This window comes from Yersinia sp. 22-579, from assembly GCF_030433455.1.
Taxonomy (GTDB): Bacteria; Pseudomonadota; Gammaproteobacteria; order Enterobacterales; family Enterobacteriaceae; genus Yersinia; species Yersinia enterocolitica.
The window spans coordinates 37,590-57,994 of sequence record NZ_JAUJTZ010000019.1 but is presented as its reverse complement, the minus strand read 5'-3'; the positions used below and the strand labels follow the sequence as shown (position 1 = coordinate 57,994).

The following is a 20,405-nucleotide window of genomic DNA, read 5'->3' as shown; positions in this document are numbered from 1 at the left end:
GGCTACCGGCGCGTTTATACCCAGCGGTATATTATTATCCCATCGCCCATTCCAAGAGTTCCCCATGCACAAAGAGAAAAACGACGCAGCTGGCTTTATTCCGGTATTTAAAAAATCTTTTCTACATCCACGTTTTTGGGGGGTGTGGTTAGGGGCCGGGGCCATGGCCGCAATGGCATATGTCCCACCGAAATTCCGTGATCCATTATTGGCCGGGGTGGGGCGTCTTGCCGGAAAGTTTGCTAAAAGTGCCCGTCGCCGAGCTCGCATTAACTTACTTTATTGTATGCCAGAGCTGCCAGAAGCAGAGCGCGAACATATTATTGATCAAATGTTTGCAACCGCGGCGCAACCATTAATGATGATGGCGGAACTGTGTTTTCGCGACCCAAAGAAAGTACTGACGCGGGTTCATTGGCATGGACTGGATATTTTAGATGGACTGCAACAGCAAGAGCGCAATGTTATTTTGTTGGTGCCCCATGCCTGGTCGATTGATATTCCGGCCATGTTGCTCGCAGAGCAAGGTAAGCCAGTAGCCGGTATGTTCCATCATCAACGCAATCCTGTTGTCGATTATTTATGGAACAGCGCACGCTTGCGGTTTGGTGGCCGTATTCATGCGCGTGACAGTGGCATCAAGCCCTTTATCAGTTCCGTGCGCCAGGGGTTCTGGGGGTATTACTTGCCCGATGAGGACTACGGCCCTGAGCAAAGTGAGTTTGTTGATTTCTTCGCGACTTATAAGGCCACGCTACCGGCAGTGGGGCGATTGATGAAAGTCTGTCGTGCAGCCATCGTTCCAATGTTCCCTGTTTACAATTATCGTGAACATCGCCTTGATATCTATATTCGTCCACCGATGGATGATCTGGCAGATGCGGATGATGCTTATATTGCACGTCGTATGAATGAAGAAGTTGAACTGCTGGTTAAACCAAATCCAGAACAATATACCTGGATTTTAAAACTGCTGAAAACCCGCAAAGAAGGTGAAATAGAACCTTATGTTCGTAAGGACTTGTAACGCTTAGCGTGGGAGTTGAAACAGAAAATAAGGAATAAAAAACCCGCTAGTGATCAGCGGGTTTTTGCTTTTTGTCTATCACAAAATCATATCATTCAACACGCAGAATGCGGCTGGTATTGGTGGTGCCAACTGTCTCCATGACATCGCCTTGAGTGACAATAACTAAATCGCCTGACACCAGGAAACCTTTGTCTCTCAGTCGATTGACTGCTTCACTAGCTGCCAGCACGCCGTCAGTGTGAGTATCACAGAATACCGGAGTGACGCCACGATAGATGGCTGTCAGATTTAACGTATGTTCATGACGCGACATAGCGAAAATTGGCAGACCGGAGCTGATACGGGACATCATCAATGCAGTACGGCCCGACTCGGTCATGGCAATAATTGCCGTGATACCTTTCAGATGGTTTGCCGCATACATGGTCGACATCGCGATAGCTTCTTCGATATTGTCGAATTGTGTATCCAGGCGATGTTTTGACACATTAATACTAGGGATTTTTTCTGCACCCAGGCAAACGCGAGCCATTGCAGCAACAGTTTCAGCCGGATACTGACCTGCAGCTGTTTCAGCTGATAACATCACCGCATCGGTACCATCTAGCACTGCGTTAGCCACGTCCATCACTTCAGCACGGGTTGGCATTGGGTTGGTTATCATCGACTCCATCATCTGAGTCGCAGTGATCACCGCACGGTTTAGCTGACGAGCGCGGCGGATCAGTTTTTTCTGAATACCGACCAACTCAGGGTCACCAATCTCAACACCCAAATCACCACGAGCTACCATCACCACATCAGAGGCCAGAATGATATCATCCATAGCTTCATCGGTTGCCACAGCCTCAGCACGCTCAACTTTAGCCACAATTTGTGCATTGCAACCAGCATCACGCGCCAGACGACGGGCATAATTCAAATCTTCACCGGTACGTGGGAAAGAAACAGCTAGGTAGTCCACGCCAATCTTGGCGGCGGTGAGGATATCGGCTTTATCTTTTTCGGTTAATGCTTCGGCTGACAGGCCACCACCTAACTTGTTAATCCCTTTGTTATTGGAGAGCGGGCCGCCGACAGTCACTTCAGTGAACACTTTCATGCCCTGAACTTCAATAACCTTCAACTGCACACGGCCATCGTCCAGCAACAAGATATCACCGGGAACCACATCAGCAGGTAGCCCTTTATAATCGATACCGACTTTTTCCTTATCGCCTTCACCTTTGGCCATATTGGCGTCTAGCAGGAATTTATCACCAATATTAAGGAATACTTTGCCTTCTTTAAAGGTTGATACACGGATTTTAGGACCTTGTAGATCGCCAAGAATCGCTACATGTCGGCCCAATTTGGCTGCTATTTTACGAACGTCATTGGCTCGTTTTATATGATCTTCAGCGCTACCGTGGGAAAAATTCATGCGGACTACGTTAGCACCTGCTGCAATAACCTTTTCCAGATTATTGTCGCGGTCAGTAGCTGGCCCCAGTGTAGTAACAATTTTGGTCCTTCTAAGCCGTCTGGACATCTCTTACTCCGTTGACTGGTGAAGCATGGTGTTGTTAAAACAGCGGATAATAAATCCGATAGTAAAAAGTACTCAAGCTATCTTAACTTATCGACTCAGATAATATTTACCGGAGCCATGGTGAAAATTATGTGCCAATAATATGTCAGATTATCACTACAGAAGCTGCGTTAGCACAAAACAAAGCGAGTTTGAATTCTGCTTATGGATTCATGAACGTTATTCACCGCTATTGATACGCGCTGAACCTTTATCGAAACGCGATTCTTTCAATGCATCTTTGACCCGTTTCAGGTTATCTCTGAATTTCGCACCGCGACGCAGCGTAAATCCGGTGGCTAACACATCAATTAAGGTCAATTGAGCAATCCGTGACACCATCGGCATATACATATCAGTATCTTCCGGCACATCCAGCAGCAGCGGTAATGTTGCTTCGTGGGCTAGCGGAGTATCGCGCGAGGTAATGGCAATCACAGTGGCATCGTTTTCACGAGCTAAGTGAGCCAACTCTACCAGGCTTTTTGTCCGCCCAGTATGGGAGATCAATACTACGACATCACCTTCACTGGAATTCATACAACTCATACGTTGCATAACGATATCATCGAAATAAATCACCGGGATATTGAAGCGGAAGAATTTATTCATCGCGTCATGGGCCACGGCAGCAGACGCGCCAAGGCCGAAGAACGAAATCTTCTTCGCTTGCGTCAATAAATCTACTGCTCGATTAATGGCTGCAATGTCTAAATTATTCTTCACCATATCCAAGCTAGCCATGGTCGATTCGAATATTTTCCCCGTGTAAGCGGATACACTATCATCCTCTTCAACATTTCGATTCACATAAGGTGTGCCATTAGCCAGACTTTGTGCCAAATGAAGTTTAAAATCAGGAAAACCTTTGGTGTCTAATCGACGGCAAAAGCGGTTTACGGTGGGTTCGCTCACGTTCGCCAATTTGGCGAGGGTGGCAATACTTGAGTGGATGGCCGTTTGTGGGGAGGCGAGGATGACCTCGGCGACTTTCCGTTCCGATTTGCTCAGGAGGTCCAGATTATTTTGGATATTTTCCAGCGTATTCATATATCGAGAATCACCCATGGGTTTTACCGATTTCATTTAAAGGAGAAATCTATGCCGGTTTAATGAAAATATACTACGAGCTGGGACCCGTTGGCAGAGGCATCTGGTAAGAAGTGACTCTTTTTCACCAGAATATGACCTGTGTCTAATTTTCATAATGGTAAATAGTTGTCAAAACCGTCATAAAATTACATTTTAAAGTTGTACCGCCAGATTTGACGCGGCTTGCCACTCTATCGCGTGTTTTTTGACCTTTTTTGACCCGCTTTTATCTGGGTTTACTGGCTATAGTCAAAGAGAGTACATTAGTAATGTAAGAAAATTACAAATATCCTGCAACGAGGAGAATAACATGGCGGTAACTAATACAGCCCAGGCAGCCCAGGCGTGTGATCTGGTGATTTTCGGCGCTAAGGGAGACTTGGCTCGCCGGAAACTGTTGCCTTCCCTTTACCAATTAGAGAAAGCGGGTCACATCCACCCAGATACTCGGATTATCGGCGTAGGCCGTGCCGACTGGGATAAAGACGCGTACACAGCCGTGGTAAAGGAAGCCCTCGATACCTTTATGAAAGAGAAGCTGGATGATGAATTGTGGCAAAAACTCAGTTCTCGTCTCGACTTCTGTAATTTAGATGTCAATGACAGCAAACACTTTGCCAAATTGGGCAAAATGTTGGATCAGAAAAACCGCATAACTATCAATTATTTTGCCATGCCACCTAATACTTTTGGTGCAATCTGCAAAGGCTTGGGTGAGGCAGGGCTGAATAAAGAGCCTGCGCGGGTGGTAATGGAAAAACCATTGGGGAAAGATTTAGCGTCCTCAAGGGTGATTAACGATCAGGTTGCCGAATATTTCAACGAGTGTCAGGTTTACCGCATCGACCATTATCTCGGTAAAGAAACCGTGCTGAACTTGTTGGCTTTACGTTTTGCTAACTCACTGTTCGCATCCAACTGGGATAACCGCACGATTGACCATGTGCAGATAACCGTGGCAGAAGAAGTGGGGATCGAAGGGCGCTGGGGCTATTTTGATCAGGCCGGTCAGATGCGCGATATGATTCAAAACCATTTGCTGCAAATTCTGACTATGATTGCCATGTCACCGCCAGCAGATTTGAGTACTGACCGTATTCGTGATGAAAAAGTGAAAGTACTACGCTCTCTGCGCCGTATCGATCACACCAATGTGCGTGAAACCACAGTACGTGGTCAGTACACCGCTGGATTTGTGCAAGGTAATAAAGTGCCTGGCTATCTGGAAGAAGAAGGGGCGAATAAGAGCAGTAATACCGAAACGTTCGTGTCTATTCGTGTGGATATTGATGACTGGCGCTGGGCCGGTGTGCCGTTCTATCTGAGAACCGGTAAACGCCTGCCGACCAAATGTTCTGAAGTGGTGGTGTACTTTAAAAACCCTGCGCTGAACCTGTTCCGTGAATCTTATCAGCAACTGCCACAAAATAAGCTGACCATTCGTCTGCAACCAGATGAAGGCATCGAAATTGAAGTGCTGAATAAAGTGCCAGGTCTGGAGCACAAGCACCGCTTACAAACCACCAAACTTGACCTTAGCTTCACCAAAACCTTTAACGAACAGCATATGGCTGATGCTTATGAACGTCTGCTGTTAGAGACGATGCGCGGTATTCAGGCGCTGTTTGTACGCCGTGACGAGGTAGAAGAAGCCTGGAAGTGGGTCGATTCCATCATGGATGCATGGGCTGCTGATAATGAAGCACCTAAGCCTTACCAATCCGGGACATGGGGGCCAGTAGCATCTGTCGCCATGATCACTCGTGATGGTCGTTCATGGAATGAGTTCGAATAAATATAATAAAGAGCCGTTAGCTGGCTCGCATTGTGATTCTTTATGGCAGGCAGAAGCAGGAATGCATGTTCTGCCTGCCATATTTCAACTAACACCTTCGGGTGAGTACATGCCAATCGGCATAAGTGGAGATAACAACTGATGAAAAGCTGGAAAACGAGCGCAGAACAAATCATGACCGCAGGCCCAGTTGTCCCGGTGATCGTGATTAATAAGCTCGAGCAAGCGGTACCATTAGCAAAAGCCCTGGTGGCTGGTGGTGTTCGGGTGCTGGAAGTGACGTTGCGCACCCCTTGTGCTGTTGAGGCTATCCGCGCTATTGCTAAAGAAGTGCCTGAAGCGATAGTTGGCGCGGGGACTGTTCTTAATCCGCAGCAATTGGCTGACGTGGTTGAGGCTGGTGCTCAATTTGCTATTAGCCCGGGGCTGACAGATGAACTTCTCAAAGCAGCGACTGAAGGCTCTATTCCGTTGATCCCAGGGATCAGCACGGTTTCAGAACTGATGCTGGGCATGAGTTATGGCCTGCGTGAGTTTAAATTCTTCCCGGCAGAAGCTAACGGCGGCGTGAAAGCCTTGCAAGCCATTGGTGGCCCATTCTCTCAAGTGCGTTTCTGCCCAACTGGCGGTATCACACCGAATAACTATCGTGATTACCTGGCGCTGAAAAGCGTGTTGTGTATCGGCGGGTCATGGTTAGTTCCTGCTGATGCCTTGGAAAAAGGTGACTACGCTCGCATTACTGAATTAGCTAAACAAGCTGTTGCGGGCGCTACCGCATAAGTTACTCTAACCTCCTGAACTGATGGGAGATACAGGCATTCGTTGCCCACAATAAAACCTCTGCAATGCAGGGGTTTTGTTTTTTTAGAATCACTAACTTATTATTTTGTAATCTCTTTTTATAAACTATTTACCAAATTGATGGTTTGCTTTATAAAATTGACTGTGGTAAAAATACAGCAGTTAATTATTCCAATTTGATGAGGGTTTTAGGCGTATCACACTAAGTTTTGCATACAAGAATGTAGCTAAACCGCGTGTGGCTAAAAAAAAGAGATATATTATGATGAAAATTAATGGAATTACTTTCAAACCTTCTACCTGTCAACTCTTCCTGTCTGCCATTCTGGCCAGTGAGCATCACTGGTGCAGCGAGCTGTAGCGTCGTTCTTCTTCCGTAGTTAATAAATTTAACAAAATTTATACGCCAAGTGAGTTTCTATTTCTTACGGCCTGCGCACGTCTATTCCCTGTGAATAGGGTGCCGAGTGAGGATAACCGTAACAAATAGACCTTAGCGTGCGTTTATGCGTGTTAGGAGAAGAAAAATGATTTATTGGATATTTTTAGGTTTAGCGATTGTTGCAGAAATTATCGGCACGTTATCAATGAAATACGCCAGTGTCAGTGGTGAACTGACCGGGCATATCGTGATGTATTTTATGATAACGGGCTCTTATATCATGCTGGCGCTGGCAGTGAAGAAAGTGGCCTTAGGTGTGGCCTATGCTCTGTGGGAAGGGATTGGTATCTTGATTATCACAGTCTTCAGTGTGTTGTGGTTTGATGAAAGCTTGTCGCCACTGAAAATTGCCGGTTTAGTCACCTTGGTCGGTGGCATAATGTTAGTGAAATCAGGGACTCGTAAGCCGAAGAAACCAAACAGTCCGAACCGAAATTCAGGTGAGCATCATGCAACAGCTTGAGTTTTATCATATCGCGTTTCTGATTTTGGCTGTCATCCTGGAAATCATCGCCAATATCTTGCTGAAAATGTCAGATGGTTTTCGCCGGGTATGGCTGGGCATATTATCGCTGTTGTCAGTATTAGGGGCATTCAGTGCGCTGGCCCAAGCGGTAAAAGGTATTGAGTTGTCAGTGGCTTATGCTTTATGGGGCGGGTTCGGTATCGCCGCCACTGTAGCAGCCGGTTGGATCTTATTTAATCAGCGCCTGAACTATAAAGGCTGGATTGGTCTGATCTTGTTACTGGCTGGGATGGTAATGATAAAGCTATCCTAATCTGGAGTCTGGCGGGGCGACTGCACCGATGGGCGCTCCGGCGGCTTACGCCGCTACGACCCATTCGGCACATTTCCCCGCCTATTCACGTTGTGATTAGTCTGAGACAAGCCAAGGAAATTTGGCTGCTAATCAAATAGCCGCAATAATTTTGATTTCAACTTTATACTTTGGATTCATTAGCTTGGCTTCGACGGTGCAGCGTACAGGTGCACTGCCATCAACCACCCAGGCATCCCACGCCGCATTCATCGCCGCGAAGTCGGCTTTATCAGCCAGAAAAATAGTGGCATCCAAAATACGGCTTTTATCTGAACCAAGCTGATTCAATATCATATCAATCGCTGCCAGGGTATTTGCCGTCTGTGCCGTGGCGTCTGCATCCAAATTTTCCGGTACGCTGGTGTAATAGATAGTGTTGTTAAATACCACTGCGTCTGACCAGCGTTTTTCTGGATTAATGCGTTCAATACTCATTTTCACTCCCTTGTGTGAATGTCAATGTCAGTTATCCCATTAGAGTAACATAGCTCGCCGCGAGAATGTGTGGTCGTAAGGCGTCAGGCTTGGCATAATCACCGCTGATTTCGCCCGGAAGAGAAAGCGTGACAGACGATTTTGCAACAGATGGTGCATTAGCACAGGCCATTACAGGTTTTAATCCCCGTGAGTCCCAGCGCCAGATGGCTGCGGCAATCAGCGAATCCATTGATGCTAAACAACAACTGGTGGTTGAGGCCGGTACTGGTACGGGTAAAACATTTGCTTATTTGGCACCCGCCTTACGGGCTGATTGCAAAGTCATTATCTCCACTGGCTCCAAAGCATTACAGGATCAGCTCTATTCCCGCGACCTGCCTACTGTCGCGACTGCCCTAAAATACAAAGGAAAGTTGGCGTTACTCAAAGGCCGTTCGAACTACCTGTGTCTGGAGCGACTGGAACAGCAATCTCTGGCGGGTGGCGAACTTGCCAGTGATACATTAGTGGATCTAGTTCGACTGCGCGGCTGGTCAGCAGAAACCGTAGACGGGGATATCAGTACCTGTGGTGAAGTGGCAGAAGACAGTTTTGTCTGGCCGCTAGTCACCAGCACCAATGACAACTGTCTGGGTAGTGATTGCCCGTTGTACAAAGATTGTTTTGTGGTCAAAGCCCGCCGCCGGGCGATGGATGCTGATGTGGTGGTGGTTAACCACCATCTATTCCTGGCGGATATGGTGGTGAAAGAGAGCGGGTTTGCAGAACTTATCCCCACTGCCGATGTAATGATTTTCGATGAAGCCCATCAGATACCTGATATTGCCAGCCAATATTTCGGTCAGCAACTGACCAGCAGGCAACTGATGGATTTGGCAAAAGACATTATTATTGCCTATCGCACTGAAGTGCGTGATTCAGCACAATTACAAAAAAGTGCTGACCGCCTGACACAAAGCACGCAAGATTTTCGTTTGGTTCTGGGGGATCCCGGCTATCGCGGTAATCTGCGCGATGTGATGGAGCAACCCGCCATTCAGCGGGCGTTGCTGTTGCTCGATGATGCACTGGAACTGTGCTACGACGTCATGAAATTGTCTCTGGGGCGCAGCGCCATGCTGGATGCGGCCTTTGAACGCGCTACGGTGTATCGCAACCGCCTGAAACGATTAAAAGATGTCTCCATGCCCGGTTATAGTTATTGGTATGAGTGTAACTCACGGCATTTTGTTCTGGCGCTAACGCCACTCTCAGTTTCTGACCGCTTTCGCGAGTTAATCGAAGAAAAACCCGGCACCTGGATTTTCACTTCCGCCACACTGTCGGTGAATGATCAGTTGGAGCATTTCACCTCCCGACTAGGGTTGACCAATGCCAAGACATTGCTGCTACCCAGCCCGTTTGATTACGCTAATCAAGCATTGCTGTGCGTGCCGCGCAATCTGCCTTCCGCAAATGAACCGGGGGCGGCGCGTAAACTGGCCGTGATGCTAAAACCCTTGATTGATGCCAATAAAGGACGCTGTTTCTTCCTGTGTACCTCGCACCAGATGATGCGCGGCCTGGCTGAAGAGTTCCGGGCCAGCATGACATTGCCGGTATTGGTGCAAGGGGAAACCAGCAAAGGGCAGCTTCTGGCGCAATTTGTGGCAGCGGGCAATGCGCTTTTGGTGGCGACCAGCAGCTTTTGGGAAGGGGTGGATGTGCGGGGTGATGCTTTATCCTGCGTTATCATCGACAAACTGCCATTTACCTCGCCGGATGACCCTTTGTTGAAAGCGCGCATTGAAGATTGCCGCTTGCGTGGCGGCGATCCGTTTAATGATGTGCAATTACCCGATGCAGTGATTACGCTCAAGCAAGGTGTCGGGCGTTTGATTCGTGATATTGATGATCGCGGCGTGCTGGTTATCTGTGATAACCGCCTGGTAATGCGTCCTTATGGCGCGATGTTCCTCAATAGCTTACCCCCCGCGCCCCGTACCCGTGATTTAGCGAAAGCTATCGCTTTTCTCAAGCAGCGCGATTGAGGGAAAAGCGAGGAGGGGTGTGCTATCATGCGCGCCCTGTGTTGAATTTATCTTCTTTTCCTGCCGAGGTTGGCATGTCCACGCGAATTTTAGCGATCGATACCGCAACAGAAGCTTGTTCTGTCGCACTCTGGAACAACGGTGAGGTTCAGGCTTTATTTGAGCTTTGCCCACGAGAACATACCCAACGAATTTTACCGATGGTACAGCAAGTGTTGGCTGAGTCGGGCTTGTCTCTGCAACAACTCGATGCACTGGCCTTTGGTCGTGGCCCCGGCAGTTTTACCGGTGTAAGAATTGGCATCGGCATTGGCCAAGGGCTGGCATTGGGCGCTGATTTGCCAATGATCGGTATTTCTACCTTGCAAACCATGGCTCAGGGGGCGTTTCGCCTGACGGGAGCATCTCGCGTTTTAGCGGCAATAGATGCTCGAATGGGCGAAGTGTATTGGGGCGAATTCGAGCGCAACGACGAAGGGGTGTGGCTCGGCGACGCGAGTGAAGCGGTGATGACACCGGCACAAGCGCTGGAGCACGCACACTCATTGAGTGGCACTTGGTCAACGGTCGGCACGGGTTGGCAGACTTATCCTGATCTGATTAGCGGCAGTGGTGTAGTGCTGGTTGACGGTGAAATAACCTTACCCCATGCTGAAGATATGTTGCCGCTGGCATTATCATCATGGGTGAATGGGCAGGTCGTCAATGTGGAGAATGCCGAGCCGGTGTATCTGCGCAATGAAGTGACCTGGAAAAAACTTCCTGGCCGCTAGAATTTCTCGTTGCTGCTGTAATTTGAAGGATTAAGAATATAGCAACTTGTCATGCTGTTTAGAGTCTAAAATATCAAGATAGAGATATGATAAGGAGCCTCAGGTTATGGCGATAATGACGTCAACAACTCAATCTACCCAGAACAAGAGCCGTAAATGGAAGTGTGGCTGGTTAGGATTGGGCGCTTTGTTACTTTCCGGTTGTGTCACGATCCCGCCAGCGATTCAGGGAACAACCGCGACACCGCAGCAAAATCTTAACTTGGTTCGGACTGATCCCAAGGTCTTTATTGGTCAGGAAGCACGTTTTGGTGGAACTGTTATTAATGTCACCAACGAGGCTCGGCGCACCCGGCTTGAAATTGCTAGCGTACCGTTAGATTCCGGAGCCAGACCTATTTTGGGTGAACCTTCACAAGGGCGTGTTATTGCTTATGTGAATGGCTTCCTGGAACCGGTCGATTTCCGTGGGCATCTTGTCACTGTTGTTGGGCCAATTACCGGTGTTGAAGCGGGTAAAATTGGTCAGACACCTTATGATTTCGTGGTAATGAATGCTACGGGTTACAAGCGTTGGCATATTGAGCAGCAAGTGTTAATGCCACCCATGATGGACCCTTGGGGTTATCGTCACCCTGGCATGTGGGGGCCAGGATGGGGCGGTTGGTACAATCCGGGGCCAGCACCGATACAAACTATCGTTACGGAGTAGTGGGCCGGTTACCTACGTGGAAGTGGATTTAACAAAAGGGCGCTGAATTCAGCGCCCTTTTTGTCTCTATCCCACATGGAATTTGAGTAAAAGATTTTATAATCAAAAGCTTATACTATTTAACATTATTAAATTAAAATAGTATGTTGATTTTACTGAGATTTATTTTTCAGCTTGATTATTTCTATGATTTCAACGCCAGAAAATAGTGATGTATATCCCAACCTCAAAATTGTTTAAAAGCAAACTGGTAAGCTGAGTTAAAATATTGTTAAAGTTCTGGTGTAAATAAGTTTGCCTCCCTATTTGGGCGACTAATAATAATTTCAGGAGTACTACCTTGGAAAAAGTATGGCTAAAGCGGTATCCGGCAGATGTCCCCGCAGAAATTGACCCGGATCGCTATTCTTCTTTGGTGGAAATGTTTGAGAACGCTGCATTACGTTATGCGGACCAACCTGCATTCATCAATATGGGGGAGGTGATGACCTTCCGTAAGCTGGAAGAGCGTAGCCGTGCTTTCGCCGCCTATTTACAGCAAGGCCTGGGGTTACAAAAAGGCGACCGCGTCGCATTGATGATGCCTAACCTGCTGCAATATCCTATCGCTTTGTTTGGTATTCTGCGCGCCGGTATGGTTGTGGTGAATGTTAACCCCTTGTATACCCCGCGAGAATTAGAACACCAGCTTAATGATAGCGGCGCTGCGGCCATTGTTATTGTTTCCAACTTTGCTCATACATTGGAAAAAATCGTATTTAAGACCCAGGTCAAACACGTCATTTTGACTCGGATGGGCGACCAATTGTCGACCGCGAAAGGGACACTGGTTAATTTTGTAGTGAAATATATTAAGCGCTTGGTACCGAAATACTATTTGCCTGATGCTATTTCATTTCGCACTGCCTTACAAAAAGGCCGGCGGATGCAGTATGTGAAGCCGGATGTCATCAATACAGATATGGCGTTCTTGCAGTATACCGGCGGTACTACTGGCGTGGCGAAAGGGGCGATGTTAACTCACCGTAACATGCAATCGAATCTGGAACAGGCTAAGGCTGCCTACGCGCCATTGCTGCAGCCAGGTCACGAGTTGGTCGTGACGGCTCTGCCTCTCTATCATATATTTGCTTTGACCATGAACTGCCTGTTATTTATCGAGTTAGGCGGGCGCAGTTTATTGATAACCAACCCGCGTGATATTCCAGGAATGGTCAAAGAGCTCAGTCGCTATCCCTTCACGGCGATGACGGGGGTCAATACGTTATTTAATGCGTTGTTAAATAATGAAGAATTTACCAAATTAGATTTCTCGACATTACGCCTTTCTGTTGGTGGTGGGATGCCAGTGCAGAAAGCGGTGGCCGAAAAATGGGAAAAACTGACTGGGAAACATTTACTGGAAGGTTATGGTTTGACGGAGTGTTCGCCGTTAGTCACTGGTAACCCTTATGATTTGAAACATTACAGTGGCAGTATTGGTTTACCCGTGCCTTCTACCGATGTTCGGTTAGTGGATGATGAAGGCAACGATGTTGCTATGGGGGAGCCGGGCGAACTGTGGGTGCGCGGGCCGCAAGTTATGTTAGGCTATTGGCAACGCCCTGAAGCGACAGATGAAGTATTAAAAGACGGATGGCTGGCAACCGGTGATATTGCGACGCTAGATGAACAAGGCTTCTTGCGCATCGTTGATCGTAAAAAGGATATGATTCTGGTTTCAGGTTTTAACGTCTACCCCAACGAGATTGAAGATGTGGTGGCGTTACATGCGAAAGTACTGGAGTCTGCCGCTGTAGGGGTGCCTAATGAGGTTTCCGGTGAGACAGTAAAATTGTTTGTGGTAAAAAAAGATGCCTCATTGACGCAGGAAGAGCTGCTAACCCATTGCCGCCGCTACCTAACAGGGTATAAAGTACCGAAAATAGTAGAGTTCCGTGACGAATTGCCAAAATCGAATGTTGGCAAAATTTTGCGCAGGGAACTGCGTGACGATCAGATTAAAGCTAAGACTAGCGAGCAAAACGCAGCATAGCTTAACGATGGAGTCACCCAATCATCATCAACAACGCCGGTTATCACCGGCGTTGTTGTGTTTGCCATAGAACTAACGACTAATAGAGAATCACGTTTTGAATTATCAGTTGATCACGACCGACAGTGCGTTGCAGCAGGTCTGCGAACAAGCCCGAACACATGCCCATGTTGCGCTGGATACAGAGTTTGTCAGAACCCGCACCTACTACCCTCAGTTGGGCCTGATTCAACTGTATGATGGTGAACAACTTTCGCTGATTGATCCTTTGCCCATCACGCAGTGGCAGCCTTTCCGTGAGTTGTTGCAAGATTTAAATGTAGTGAAGTACCTACATGCCGGGAGTGAAGATCTCGAAGTGTTTTTGAATGCTTTTGAACTGATGCCTACACCGATGATTGATACTCAGGTGTTGGCGGCATTTTCTGGCCGCTCGTTATCTTGCGGTTTCGCCATGTTGGTGAATGAATTTGAAGGCGTCGAATTAGATAAAAGCGAATCTCGCACGGATTGGATTGCTCGTCCTCTGAGTGAAAAACAGTGTGATTATGCGGCTGCTGACGTATTTTACCTATTACCGTTAGCGACTAAATTAGTTGCAGCGACCGAAGCAGCAGGACGTATGGACGCCGCTAAAGACGAATGTGAGCTGTTGTGTCGCCGCCGTAGTGAAACACTCGATCCCGAATTAGCCTACCGTGAAATCACCAATGCCTGGCAGTTGCGTGGCCATCAGTTGGCTTGTCTGCAAAAATTGGCGTCATGGCGCTTACGTCAGGCTCGCGAACGTGACCTGGCGGTGAACTTTGTGGTTCGCGAAGAGAATCTGTGGCAAGTTGCCCGTTATCAGCCAACCTCGCTGGGTGAGCTTGACTCTCTGGGCTTAAGTGGGCAAGAGATCCGCTATCATGGCCGCACTTTACTGGCGTTGGTAGCGGAAGGTAATGCTGTTCCTGAGGACCAGTTGCCACCACCGGTTATCAATCTGATTGATCAGCCTGGTTACAAAAAAGTCTTTAAAGATATTAAAGCACTTATTGTGTCGGTCAGTGAACGCAGTGGGTTAAGTAGCGAATTGTTGGCGTCACGCCGCCAAATAAACCAATTACTCAGTTGGCATTGGAAATTGAAGTCGACAGAAACTCAACCTGAATTATTAAGTGGCTGGCGTGGGGATTTATTGGCTACGGAATTGACTGATATTTTACAGCAATATTAATAGCAGAAATAAGAGTTAAGAATTTTCTTGTTTTGGCGGGCGTATATATAACGAGTATAAACCTGGATATATATACAGTTTATAAAAAAGAATTACCCCCTGTAAATAAATACAGGGGGTAGTTATTGCGAAGAAATCATTTAGGCGTTTCTTCCGTTTCCGGTAATGTCACGTTAAGTTCAAGCACCGAAATATCATCCCCTTTCTGCTCAAATTGCACATGCAGCATTTCCGGGTCAATCTGAATGTATTTACAAATAACCGCCAAAATATCGCGTTTCAAGTCAGGCAAATAATGGGGCTCACTGTCCCCACGACGACGCTCAGCGACGATAATTTGCAGCCGTTCCTTGGCTATATTGGCTGTCGGTTTTTTGCGGGACAGAAAAAAGTCTAACAAAGCCATGGTTTATCCCCCAAAAAGGCGTTTCAGGAAGCCCTTCTTCTCTTCTTCAATGAAGCGGAAGGGACGTTCTTCTCCTAGCAAACGGTCAACGGTATCGTCATAAGCTTTACCGGCATCTGACTCTTTGTCCAGAATCACAGGCTCGCCTTGGTTCGAGGCGCGCAATACAGACTGATCTTCTGGAATAACGCCAACCAGTGGTATCCTCAGAATATCAAGGACATCTTCCATGCTAAGCATATCGCCGCGATTAACACGCCCTGGGTTGTAGCGAGTCAACAGCAGATGTTCTTTAATTGGTTCCTGACCATTCTCAGCTCGGCGTGACTTGGATGACAATATCCCGAGAATACGGTCTGAGTCACGAACTGAAGAAACTTCAGGGTTGGTCGTGATGACTGCTTCGTCAGCAAAATACAGTGCCATCAACGCACCGCTTTCGATACCGGCAGGTGAGTCACACACGACAAACTCAAAATTCATTTCGCCAAGATCGTTTAAAATCTTTTCGACACCCTCTTTGGTCAGAGCGTCTTTGTCACGGGTCTGAGAAGCGGGCAGAATATACAAATTATCCGTGCGCTTATCTTTTATTAATGCCTGATTCAATGTGGCGTCACCTTGAATCACATTAACAAAATCGTAAACTACCCGGCGTTCACAACCCATAATCAAGTCTAGATTCCGTAGTCCGATATCAAAATCGATAACAACGGTTTTTTTACCTTTTTGGGCCAAGCCGGTTGCGATAGCCGCGCTTGATGTGGTCTTGCCAACGCCCCCTTTACCCGATGTAACAACAATAATGCGTGCCATGAAATGGATTCCTTGTCAAAAGGGCTTAATTTAAAGGTTGTATAGTTAATGCGTTATCCAGCAAATGCAAACGCGCAGCTTGACCAAAATAATCACTGGGGATTTGATCACTCAACCAGTACTGCCCTGCGATAGAGACTAGTTCAGCACCCAGATGCGTGCAAAAAATCTGGCACTGCGCATCACCTGATGCGCCTGCTAGCGCACGACCGCGCATCATTCCATAGATATGAATATTGCCGTCGGCAATTAATTCAGCTCCAGCACTGACACTGCTGATAACAATCAAATCACAATTACGGGCATAAATCTGTTGGCCAGAACGGACAGGCGTGTTGATAATTCGTGTCTTGGTAGGAACATTTTCCGGCGGACTAACAACCGGCTCTGGTGCCATTTTCTGACCTTTACCTTCGCTCAGTAATGGCAAACCAGCTCGTGCTATCGCACGTTTTTGACGTTCATCCTGACAACCACTGATGCCAACAATACGCAGACCCGCTGAAGTGACAGCCTGTTGGAGATCTTTCCAGTTAGCACCGTTAGGTAACGTTGCAACGTTAATCACAACAGGGGCGTTTTTCAGGAAAGCGGGTGCTTGATCTACCTTTTCCTGTAATGCCTGACGGATTACCTCCGGTCGTGAATCATGTAAATGAATGACCGATAGGGTAAAACTACTGCCTTTTAACTCAATTGGCGATTGTGACATCTATCCTGACTCAGTTTCAGCTGCGTTTAATCCCCGGAATTTCATTCGGGGTACAATATTCTGATCTTCCCAAGCATGTTATAGGTAATATAAAAATAAATCTATCCGTATCAATATATTGAATCCTAACATCCAAATGATGCCAATCTTGTAGGAAATTACAGCATAACTTCTCCTTATTCGCTAGCCCCGGTTTGTCTATATTTGGTTAATATCACTGTCATGATTGTGTTGTTTATTTTTTCAACAGTCAGATTGGCTTCTTATCCGTTATTATCGTTTTTAAGATGAAGAAATAAGAGGGGGTAATGTGGCTATTATCCGATGAGTGAAATACCTCGTAATATTATTTCGGAGAAATCTCACTCAATACTTTGTCAATCTGAGCCATGCATTGATAAAGCAGAAATGAGTCACAAATTTGAAGGATTTTATTTTTTGCCTATAAATTAGGCGCACGACCACTATTTTTAGTTATATAATATTGAGAATGATAATCATTTTATGATATTTTCCGATTTCTACATTCATTAATCTAAAGGAAATCAATGATGAAAAGGAGTTTCATCCCACTATCATTTATCGGTGTTATTGCCATATCAACGCCATTGCAAGTCGGGGCTGATTTTAGCTATCACGCTGAAATTCCAAAAGATAGTAAGATTTCTACGGATTATCTTGAAAAACGAAAAGCATTGGGGGCGTCGGGCCTTGATGCCCAATCATGGCAACGTCAACTGGACGAGGAGAAAGCGCGAAAGGACGCTGAGGCGGCGAGGAATGAAAAGGAAAAACAGGTGAAATGCCAACAGCAGGAATCTCAACAACGCCCGCGTGTGGACAATACTAAGAATTCCTATTTAGTTCACGACCCTTGTGCTGCCAGTATTGGCATTGATATTCCCGTCTATTGATATCTCGGATAGGTGATATAGGCTGGCGTGTTATAATCGCCAGCTATGACTATTGAATTTATCGACTAGAGTCCAAAACATGCTTTGTGCTATCTACAGAAGCCCGAAACGGGATCAAACCTACCTTTATATTGAAAAGAAAGACGATTTCTCACGCGTGCCGGCTGAGTTACTCGCCAGTTTTGGTAAACCCCAATTTGCGATGTTGCTTTCACTTAATGAGCGCAAGAGCTTAGCCACAGCGGATATCGAAAAAGTGAAAAGTGCACTCGTTGAGCAGGGTTTTTATCTACAAGTTCCGCCGCCGCCAGAAAGCTTATTAAAAATGCATTTGGGTGAAACGAAAGCTTAGTTCCCTCACGGTTTGTGGCTTTATAAAGGAACACGTCGATGAAATTGTCAATGATTACAGTCGCTTTTGCGGCTGTTATATCTTTGGGGTGTGCTAATAAGAACACAGCCGCGCCAATTCAAACACCGGTTGCTGCACCACAAGCAGCACCAACCCCAGCCCTTGCCAGCAATAACAACAGCAAAAAAATGTTATCCGAACAGGGGCGCGATCCGGCGCAGTTTCCTGCCTATGTTGAACAATTGAAAGCCCAGGCGCGAGCTCAGGGAATCAGTGAGGCGACTTTGGCGGTTGCTTTCGCCAATATTCATTTTGTTGACCGGGTTATCCAATCAGATCGAAACCAGTTAGAAAAAAAGGTCACACTGGATGATTACCTCGCCAAAGTTTTGACGCCAGGCAAAATAGCGCAGGGTAAAGAGATTTATCAGCGCTACCAACCCCAATTATCACAAGTGACTGCACGCTATGGGGTACCTGAACGCTATATTGTGGCGCTGTGGGGAATGGAAAGTGGTTTCGGTAAGATTCAAGGTAAAGAAGATGTCATTTCGGCTTTATCAACCTTGGCATTTGAAGGGCGGCGCGAGGCGTTTTTCACCAAAGAGTTGATCGCCGCATTGAAGATTATTCAACAAGGTCGGGTTGAAGACCCACAATTAAAAGGATCTTGGGCTGGTGCTATGGGGCAAAGCCAGTTTATGCCAAGTTCTTTTTTGACCTATGGTGCTGACGGTGATGGTGATGGCAAAGTCGATATTTGGAATAATATTGATGATGTGTTTGCTTCTACTGCTAACTATTTGTCTACTGAGGGGTGGAAACCGGGGATCGGTTGGGGGCAAGAAGCACAGTTGCCTGATGGCTTCAATGTCGCACTTGCTGGCCTGAAAGACAGCCAGGCCAAGACCGTGGCCCAATGGCAGCAACTCGGTGTTGCCCCCAAGGGCAGTGTGGCTGACCCTGACTTGCGCGCCTGGGTGATCGTGCCTGATGATGTGCAAGGGCGTGCGTTTCTGGTTTATGATAATTTCCGAACCATTATGCACTGGAACCGTTCTTACTATTTTGCTATCAGCATTGGTATGATGGCAGATAGCATTAGTCAATAAAGCCTGCGGCCAATATGAGCAGTAGAACAGCGTATTTGGCCACGGGTAGTGTCTATCAGGATGTAATCAGGAGAGGCAGTATGTATCAACATAGAGACTGGCAAGGGGCTTTGCTGGATTTTCCAGTCAATAAAGTGGTTTGCGTAGGCAGTAACTATGCCGAACATATTAAAGAAATGGGCAGTATCACCTCAGTCGAGCCTGTGCTGTTCATAAAGCCTGAAACGGCATTGTGTGATATTCGCCAACCGGTTGCTATCCCGAAAGAGTTCGGTGCTGTTCATCATGAGGTAGAATTAGCCGTTTTGATCGGTACACCGTTAAAGCAAGCGAATGAAGACAGAGCGGCTCGTGCTATTGCTGGGTATGGCGTGGCATTGGATTTGACCCTGCGCGAATTACAGGCCAGGTTGAAAAAAGCGGGGCAGCCGTGGGAAAAGGCCAAAGCATTTGATGGTTCGTGTCCGATTTCGGGTTTTATTCCTGTCGCTGAGTTTGGTGATGCACAACAGGCTGAGTTATCTCTGTCCATAAATGATGAGATCCGTCAGCAGGGAAACACCCGCGATATGATTACACCCATTCTGCCATTAATATGTTATATCAGCCGTTTCTTTACCTTACGGCCTGGCGATATTATTTTGACCGGTACGCCACAAGGTGTCGGGCCGATGGCATCGGGTGATATGCTAAAAATTGGCCTGAATGGCAAGACGTTGAGCACCCGTGTACTCTAAATATATGCCGCTTGGGCTTGTTGTTCAGGCGGCAAAACTTGCATCTGCTAGCCAAAGCGTCTATAACGACCCGCTCATTTAACTCTATATTTACTCACAACACCGGATGCCGTTATGTCACAACTTCCTTTTTGGCAACAAAAAACACTCGCTGAGATGTCGGATAGCGAATGGGAATCTCTGTGCGACGGATGTGGTCAATGCTGTTTGAATAAACTGATTGATGAAGACACGGATGAAATTTATTTCACCAATGTGGCTTGCGATCAGCTTAATCTCAAAACCTGTCAATGTCGTAATTATGAGCGCCGCTTTGAGTTAGAAGAGGATTGCATCAAATTAACGCGTGAAAACTTAGTGACTTTCGAATGGCTACCGCCTACCTGTGCCTATCGCTTAATTGGTGAAGGCCATGATTTACCTGACTGGCACCCATTATTAGCAGGTTCAAAATCTGCTATGCATGGCGAGCGGATTTCGGTGCGCCATATTGCTGTGCGAGAGAGTGAAGTGATTGATTGGCAAGACCATATCTTGAATAAACCACAGTGGGCCAGATAACGCCTACCTATTAATAAGTCAGATATGGCATACT

General features: G+C 46.9%; 21 protein-coding genes. 15 read left to right on the top strand and 6 right to left on the bottom strand.

Annotated features, from left to right (window positions below; all coding sequences use genetic code 11):
- Positions 1-64 precede the first annotated feature (64 nt).
- Positions 65-1,027: a lauroyl-Kdo(2)-lipid IV(A) myristoyltransferase gene (gene lpxM, locus QSV56_RS19385; protein ID WP_019079623.1), complete on the top strand. Its 963-nt coding sequence runs from the start codon at positions 65-67 to the stop codon at positions 1,025-1,027.
- Between the two features lie 91 nt (positions 1,028-1,118).
- Here the strand turns inward: lpxM and pyk are convergent, their stop codons facing one another.
- On the bottom strand, positions 1,119-2,561 hold the full coding sequence (gene pyk, locus QSV56_RS19380) for a pyruvate kinase (protein ID WP_019079622.1): 1,443 nt from the start codon (positions 2,559-2,561) through the stop codon (positions 1,119-1,121).
- 219 nt (positions 2,562-2,780) lie between these two features.
- A complete protein-coding gene (locus QSV56_RS19375; protein ID WP_026017862.1) occupies positions 2,781-3,686 on the bottom strand; it encodes a MurR/RpiR family transcriptional regulator in 906 nt (301 codons plus the stop codon).
- Between the two features lie 316 nt (positions 3,687-4,002).
- On the opposite strand from QSV56_RS19375, the gene zwf reads away from it, so the two are divergent.
- From zwf to mdtI, 4 genes are all read left to right on the top strand, one after another.
- Positions 4,003-5,487 (top strand): glucose-6-phosphate dehydrogenase, encoded by a 1,485-nt coding sequence (gene zwf / locus QSV56_RS19370; protein ID WP_005163030.1) that lies wholly within the window; start codon positions 4,003-4,005, stop codon positions 5,485-5,487.
- Positions 5,488-5,628: 141 nt separating this feature from the next.
- On the top strand, positions 5,629-6,270 hold the full coding sequence (locus tag QSV56_RS19365; RefSeq protein ID WP_005163029.1) for a bifunctional 4-hydroxy-2-oxoglutarate aldolase/2-dehydro-3-deoxy-phosphogluconate aldolase: 642 nt from the start codon (positions 5,629-5,631) through the stop codon (positions 6,268-6,270).
- A gap of 548 nt (positions 6,271-6,818) precedes the next feature.
- A complete protein-coding gene (gene mdtJ, locus QSV56_RS19360; RefSeq protein WP_005163026.1) occupies positions 6,819-7,196 on the top strand; it encodes a multidrug/spermidine efflux SMR transporter subunit MdtJ in 378 nt (125 codons plus the stop codon).
- Positions 7,183-7,512: a multidrug/spermidine efflux SMR transporter subunit MdtI gene (gene mdtI, locus QSV56_RS19355; protein ID WP_005163022.1), complete on the top strand. Its 330-nt coding sequence runs from the start codon at positions 7,183-7,185 to the stop codon at positions 7,510-7,512. Before mdtJ ends, mdtI begins: the two co-directional genes overlap by 14 nt.
- Positions 7,513-7,644: 132 nt before the next feature.
- Here the strand turns inward: mdtI and QSV56_RS19350 are convergent, their stop codons facing one another.
- Positions 7,645-7,989, bottom strand: a complete 345-nt coding sequence (locus tag QSV56_RS19350; RefSeq protein ID WP_005169202.1) for a RidA family protein — start codon at positions 7,987-7,989, stop codon at positions 7,645-7,647.
- Between the two features lie 128 nt (positions 7,990-8,117).
- Here QSV56_RS19350 and QSV56_RS19345 point away from each other — a divergent pair, with 128 nt between their 5' ends.
- From QSV56_RS19345 to rnd, 5 genes are all read left to right on the top strand, one after another.
- Entirely contained in the window at positions 8,118-10,022 is a 1,905-nt protein-coding gene (locus QSV56_RS19345; RefSeq protein WP_046050824.1) for an ATP-dependent DNA helicase, read from the top strand.
- A 74-nt stretch (positions 10,023-10,096) separates the two neighbouring features.
- Positions 10,097-10,795, top strand: a complete 699-nt coding sequence (gene tsaB / locus QSV56_RS19340; protein WP_026017861.1) for a tRNA (adenosine(37)-N6)-threonylcarbamoyltransferase complex dimerization subunit type 1 TsaB — start codon at positions 10,097-10,099, stop codon at positions 10,793-10,795.
- A gap of 106 nt (positions 10,796-10,901) precedes the next feature.
- On the top strand, positions 10,902-11,507 hold the full coding sequence (locus QSV56_RS19335; RefSeq protein ID WP_019079618.1) for a Slp family lipoprotein: 606 nt from the start codon (positions 10,902-10,904) through the stop codon (positions 11,505-11,507).
- 340 nt (positions 11,508-11,847) lie between these two features.
- Positions 11,848-13,542 carry a long-chain-fatty-acid--CoA ligase FadD gene (fadD, locus tag QSV56_RS19330; RefSeq protein WP_046050825.1) on the top strand — a complete coding sequence of 565 codons (1,695 nt, stop codon included), beginning with the start codon at positions 11,848-11,850 and terminating at the stop codon, positions 13,540-13,542.
- Positions 13,543-13,639: 97 nt separating this feature from the next.
- Positions 13,640-14,761, top strand: a complete 1,122-nt coding sequence (gene rnd / locus QSV56_RS19325) for a ribonuclease D (RefSeq protein WP_046694936.1) — start codon at positions 13,640-13,642, stop codon at positions 14,759-14,761.
- A 136-nt stretch (positions 14,762-14,897) separates the two neighbouring features.
- Here rnd and minE read toward each other — a convergent pair whose 3' ends face one another.
- From minE to minC, 3 genes are read right to left on the bottom strand one after another with little or no spacing between them, the layout of a single operon-like run.
- Positions 14,898-15,167: a cell division topological specificity factor MinE gene (gene minE, locus QSV56_RS19320; protein ID WP_002211180.1), complete on the bottom strand. Its 270-nt coding sequence runs from the start codon at positions 15,165-15,167 to the stop codon at positions 14,898-14,900.
- Between the two features lie 3 nt (positions 15,168-15,170).
- Positions 15,171-15,983: a septum site-determining protein MinD gene (minD, locus tag QSV56_RS19315; protein WP_005163000.1), complete on the bottom strand. Its 813-nt coding sequence runs from the start codon at positions 15,981-15,983 to the stop codon at positions 15,171-15,173.
- Positions 15,984-16,008: 25 nt separating this feature from the next.
- Positions 16,009-16,695, bottom strand: a complete 687-nt coding sequence (gene minC, locus QSV56_RS19310; protein WP_005169220.1) for a septum site-determining protein MinC — start codon at positions 16,693-16,695, stop codon at positions 16,009-16,011.
- Between the two features lie 551 nt (positions 16,696-17,246).
- Here minC and QSV56_RS19305 point away from each other — a divergent pair.
- The 5 genes from QSV56_RS19305 to QSV56_RS19285 all read left to right on the top strand — a co-directional run bounded on the left by QSV56_RS19305 (position 17,247) and on the right by QSV56_RS19285 (position 20,371).
- Entirely contained in the window at positions 17,247-17,609 is a 363-nt protein-coding gene (locus tag QSV56_RS19305; RefSeq protein ID WP_005162996.1) for a hypothetical protein, read from the top strand.
- A gap of 79 nt (positions 17,610-17,688) precedes the next feature.
- On the top strand, positions 17,689-17,961 hold the full coding sequence (locus QSV56_RS19300) for a YcgL domain-containing protein (protein WP_005162995.1): 273 nt from the start codon (positions 17,689-17,691) through the stop codon (positions 17,959-17,961).
- A gap of 38 nt (positions 17,962-17,999) precedes the next feature.
- Entirely contained in the window at positions 18,000-19,073 is a 1,074-nt protein-coding gene (locus QSV56_RS19295; RefSeq protein WP_019083201.1) for a lytic transglycosylase domain-containing protein, read from the top strand.
- 80 nt (positions 19,074-19,153) lie between these two features.
- Complete coding sequence (locus QSV56_RS19290; RefSeq protein ID WP_019079614.1) at positions 19,154-19,810, top strand: fumarylacetoacetate hydrolase family protein; 657 nt, start codon at positions 19,154-19,156, stop codon at positions 19,808-19,810.
- Positions 19,811-19,924: 114 nt separating this feature from the next.
- The gene (locus QSV56_RS19285) at positions 19,925-20,371 is read left to right on the top strand and encodes a YcgN family cysteine cluster protein (protein ID WP_019079613.1); all 447 of its coding nucleotides are present in this window, start codon (positions 19,925-19,927) and stop codon (positions 20,369-20,371) included.
- Positions 20,372-20,405: the final 34 nt, after the last annotated feature.

Coding starts and splice junctions, on each gene's coding strand:
- lpxM (WP_019079623.1), top strand. CDS start 65: ATGCACAAAGAGAAAAACGACGCAGCTGGCTTTATTCCGGTATTTAAA.
- pyk (WP_019079622.1), bottom strand. CDS start 2,561: ATGTCCAGACGGCTTAGAAGGACCAAAATTGTTACTACACTGGGGCCA.
- QSV56_RS19375 (WP_026017862.1), bottom strand. CDS start 3,686: ATGAAATCGGTAAAACCCATGGGTGATTCTCGATATATGAATACGCTG.
- zwf (WP_005163030.1), top strand. CDS start 4,003: ATGGCGGTAACTAATACAGCCCAGGCAGCCCAGGCGTGTGATCTGGTG.
- QSV56_RS19365 (WP_005163029.1), top strand. CDS start 5,629: ATGAAAAGCTGGAAAACGAGCGCAGAACAAATCATGACCGCAGGCCCA.
- mdtJ (WP_005163026.1), top strand. CDS start 6,819: ATGATTTATTGGATATTTTTAGGTTTAGCGATTGTTGCAGAAATTATC.
- mdtI (WP_005163022.1), top strand. CDS start 7,183: ATGCAACAGCTTGAGTTTTATCATATCGCGTTTCTGATTTTGGCTGTC.
- QSV56_RS19350 (WP_005169202.1), bottom strand. CDS start 7,989: ATGAGTATTGAACGCATTAATCCAGAAAAACGCTGGTCAGACGCAGTG.
- tsaB (WP_026017861.1), top strand. CDS start 10,097: ATGTCCACGCGAATTTTAGCGATCGATACCGCAACAGAAGCTTGTTCT.
- QSV56_RS19335 (WP_019079618.1), top strand. CDS start 10,902: ATGGCGATAATGACGTCAACAACTCAATCTACCCAGAACAAGAGCCGT.
- minE (WP_002211180.1), bottom strand. CDS start 15,167: ATGGCTTTGTTAGACTTTTTTCTGTCCCGCAAAAAACCGACAGCCAAT.
- minD (WP_005163000.1), bottom strand. CDS start 15,983: ATGGCACGCATTATTGTTGTTACATCGGGTAAAGGGGGCGTTGGCAAG.
- minC (WP_005169220.1), bottom strand. CDS start 16,695: ATGTCACAATCGCCAATTGAGTTAAAAGGCAGTAGTTTTACCCTATCG.
- QSV56_RS19305 (WP_005162996.1), top strand. CDS start 17,247: ATGAAAAGGAGTTTCATCCCACTATCATTTATCGGTGTTATTGCCATA.
- QSV56_RS19300 (WP_005162995.1), top strand. CDS start 17,689: ATGCTTTGTGCTATCTACAGAAGCCCGAAACGGGATCAAACCTACCTT.
- QSV56_RS19295 (WP_019083201.1), top strand. CDS start 18,000: ATGAAATTGTCAATGATTACAGTCGCTTTTGCGGCTGTTATATCTTTG.
- QSV56_RS19290 (WP_019079614.1), top strand. CDS start 19,154: ATGTATCAACATAGAGACTGGCAAGGGGCTTTGCTGGATTTTCCAGTC.
- QSV56_RS19285 (WP_019079613.1), top strand. CDS start 19,925: ATGTCACAACTTCCTTTTTGGCAACAAAAAACACTCGCTGAGATGTCG.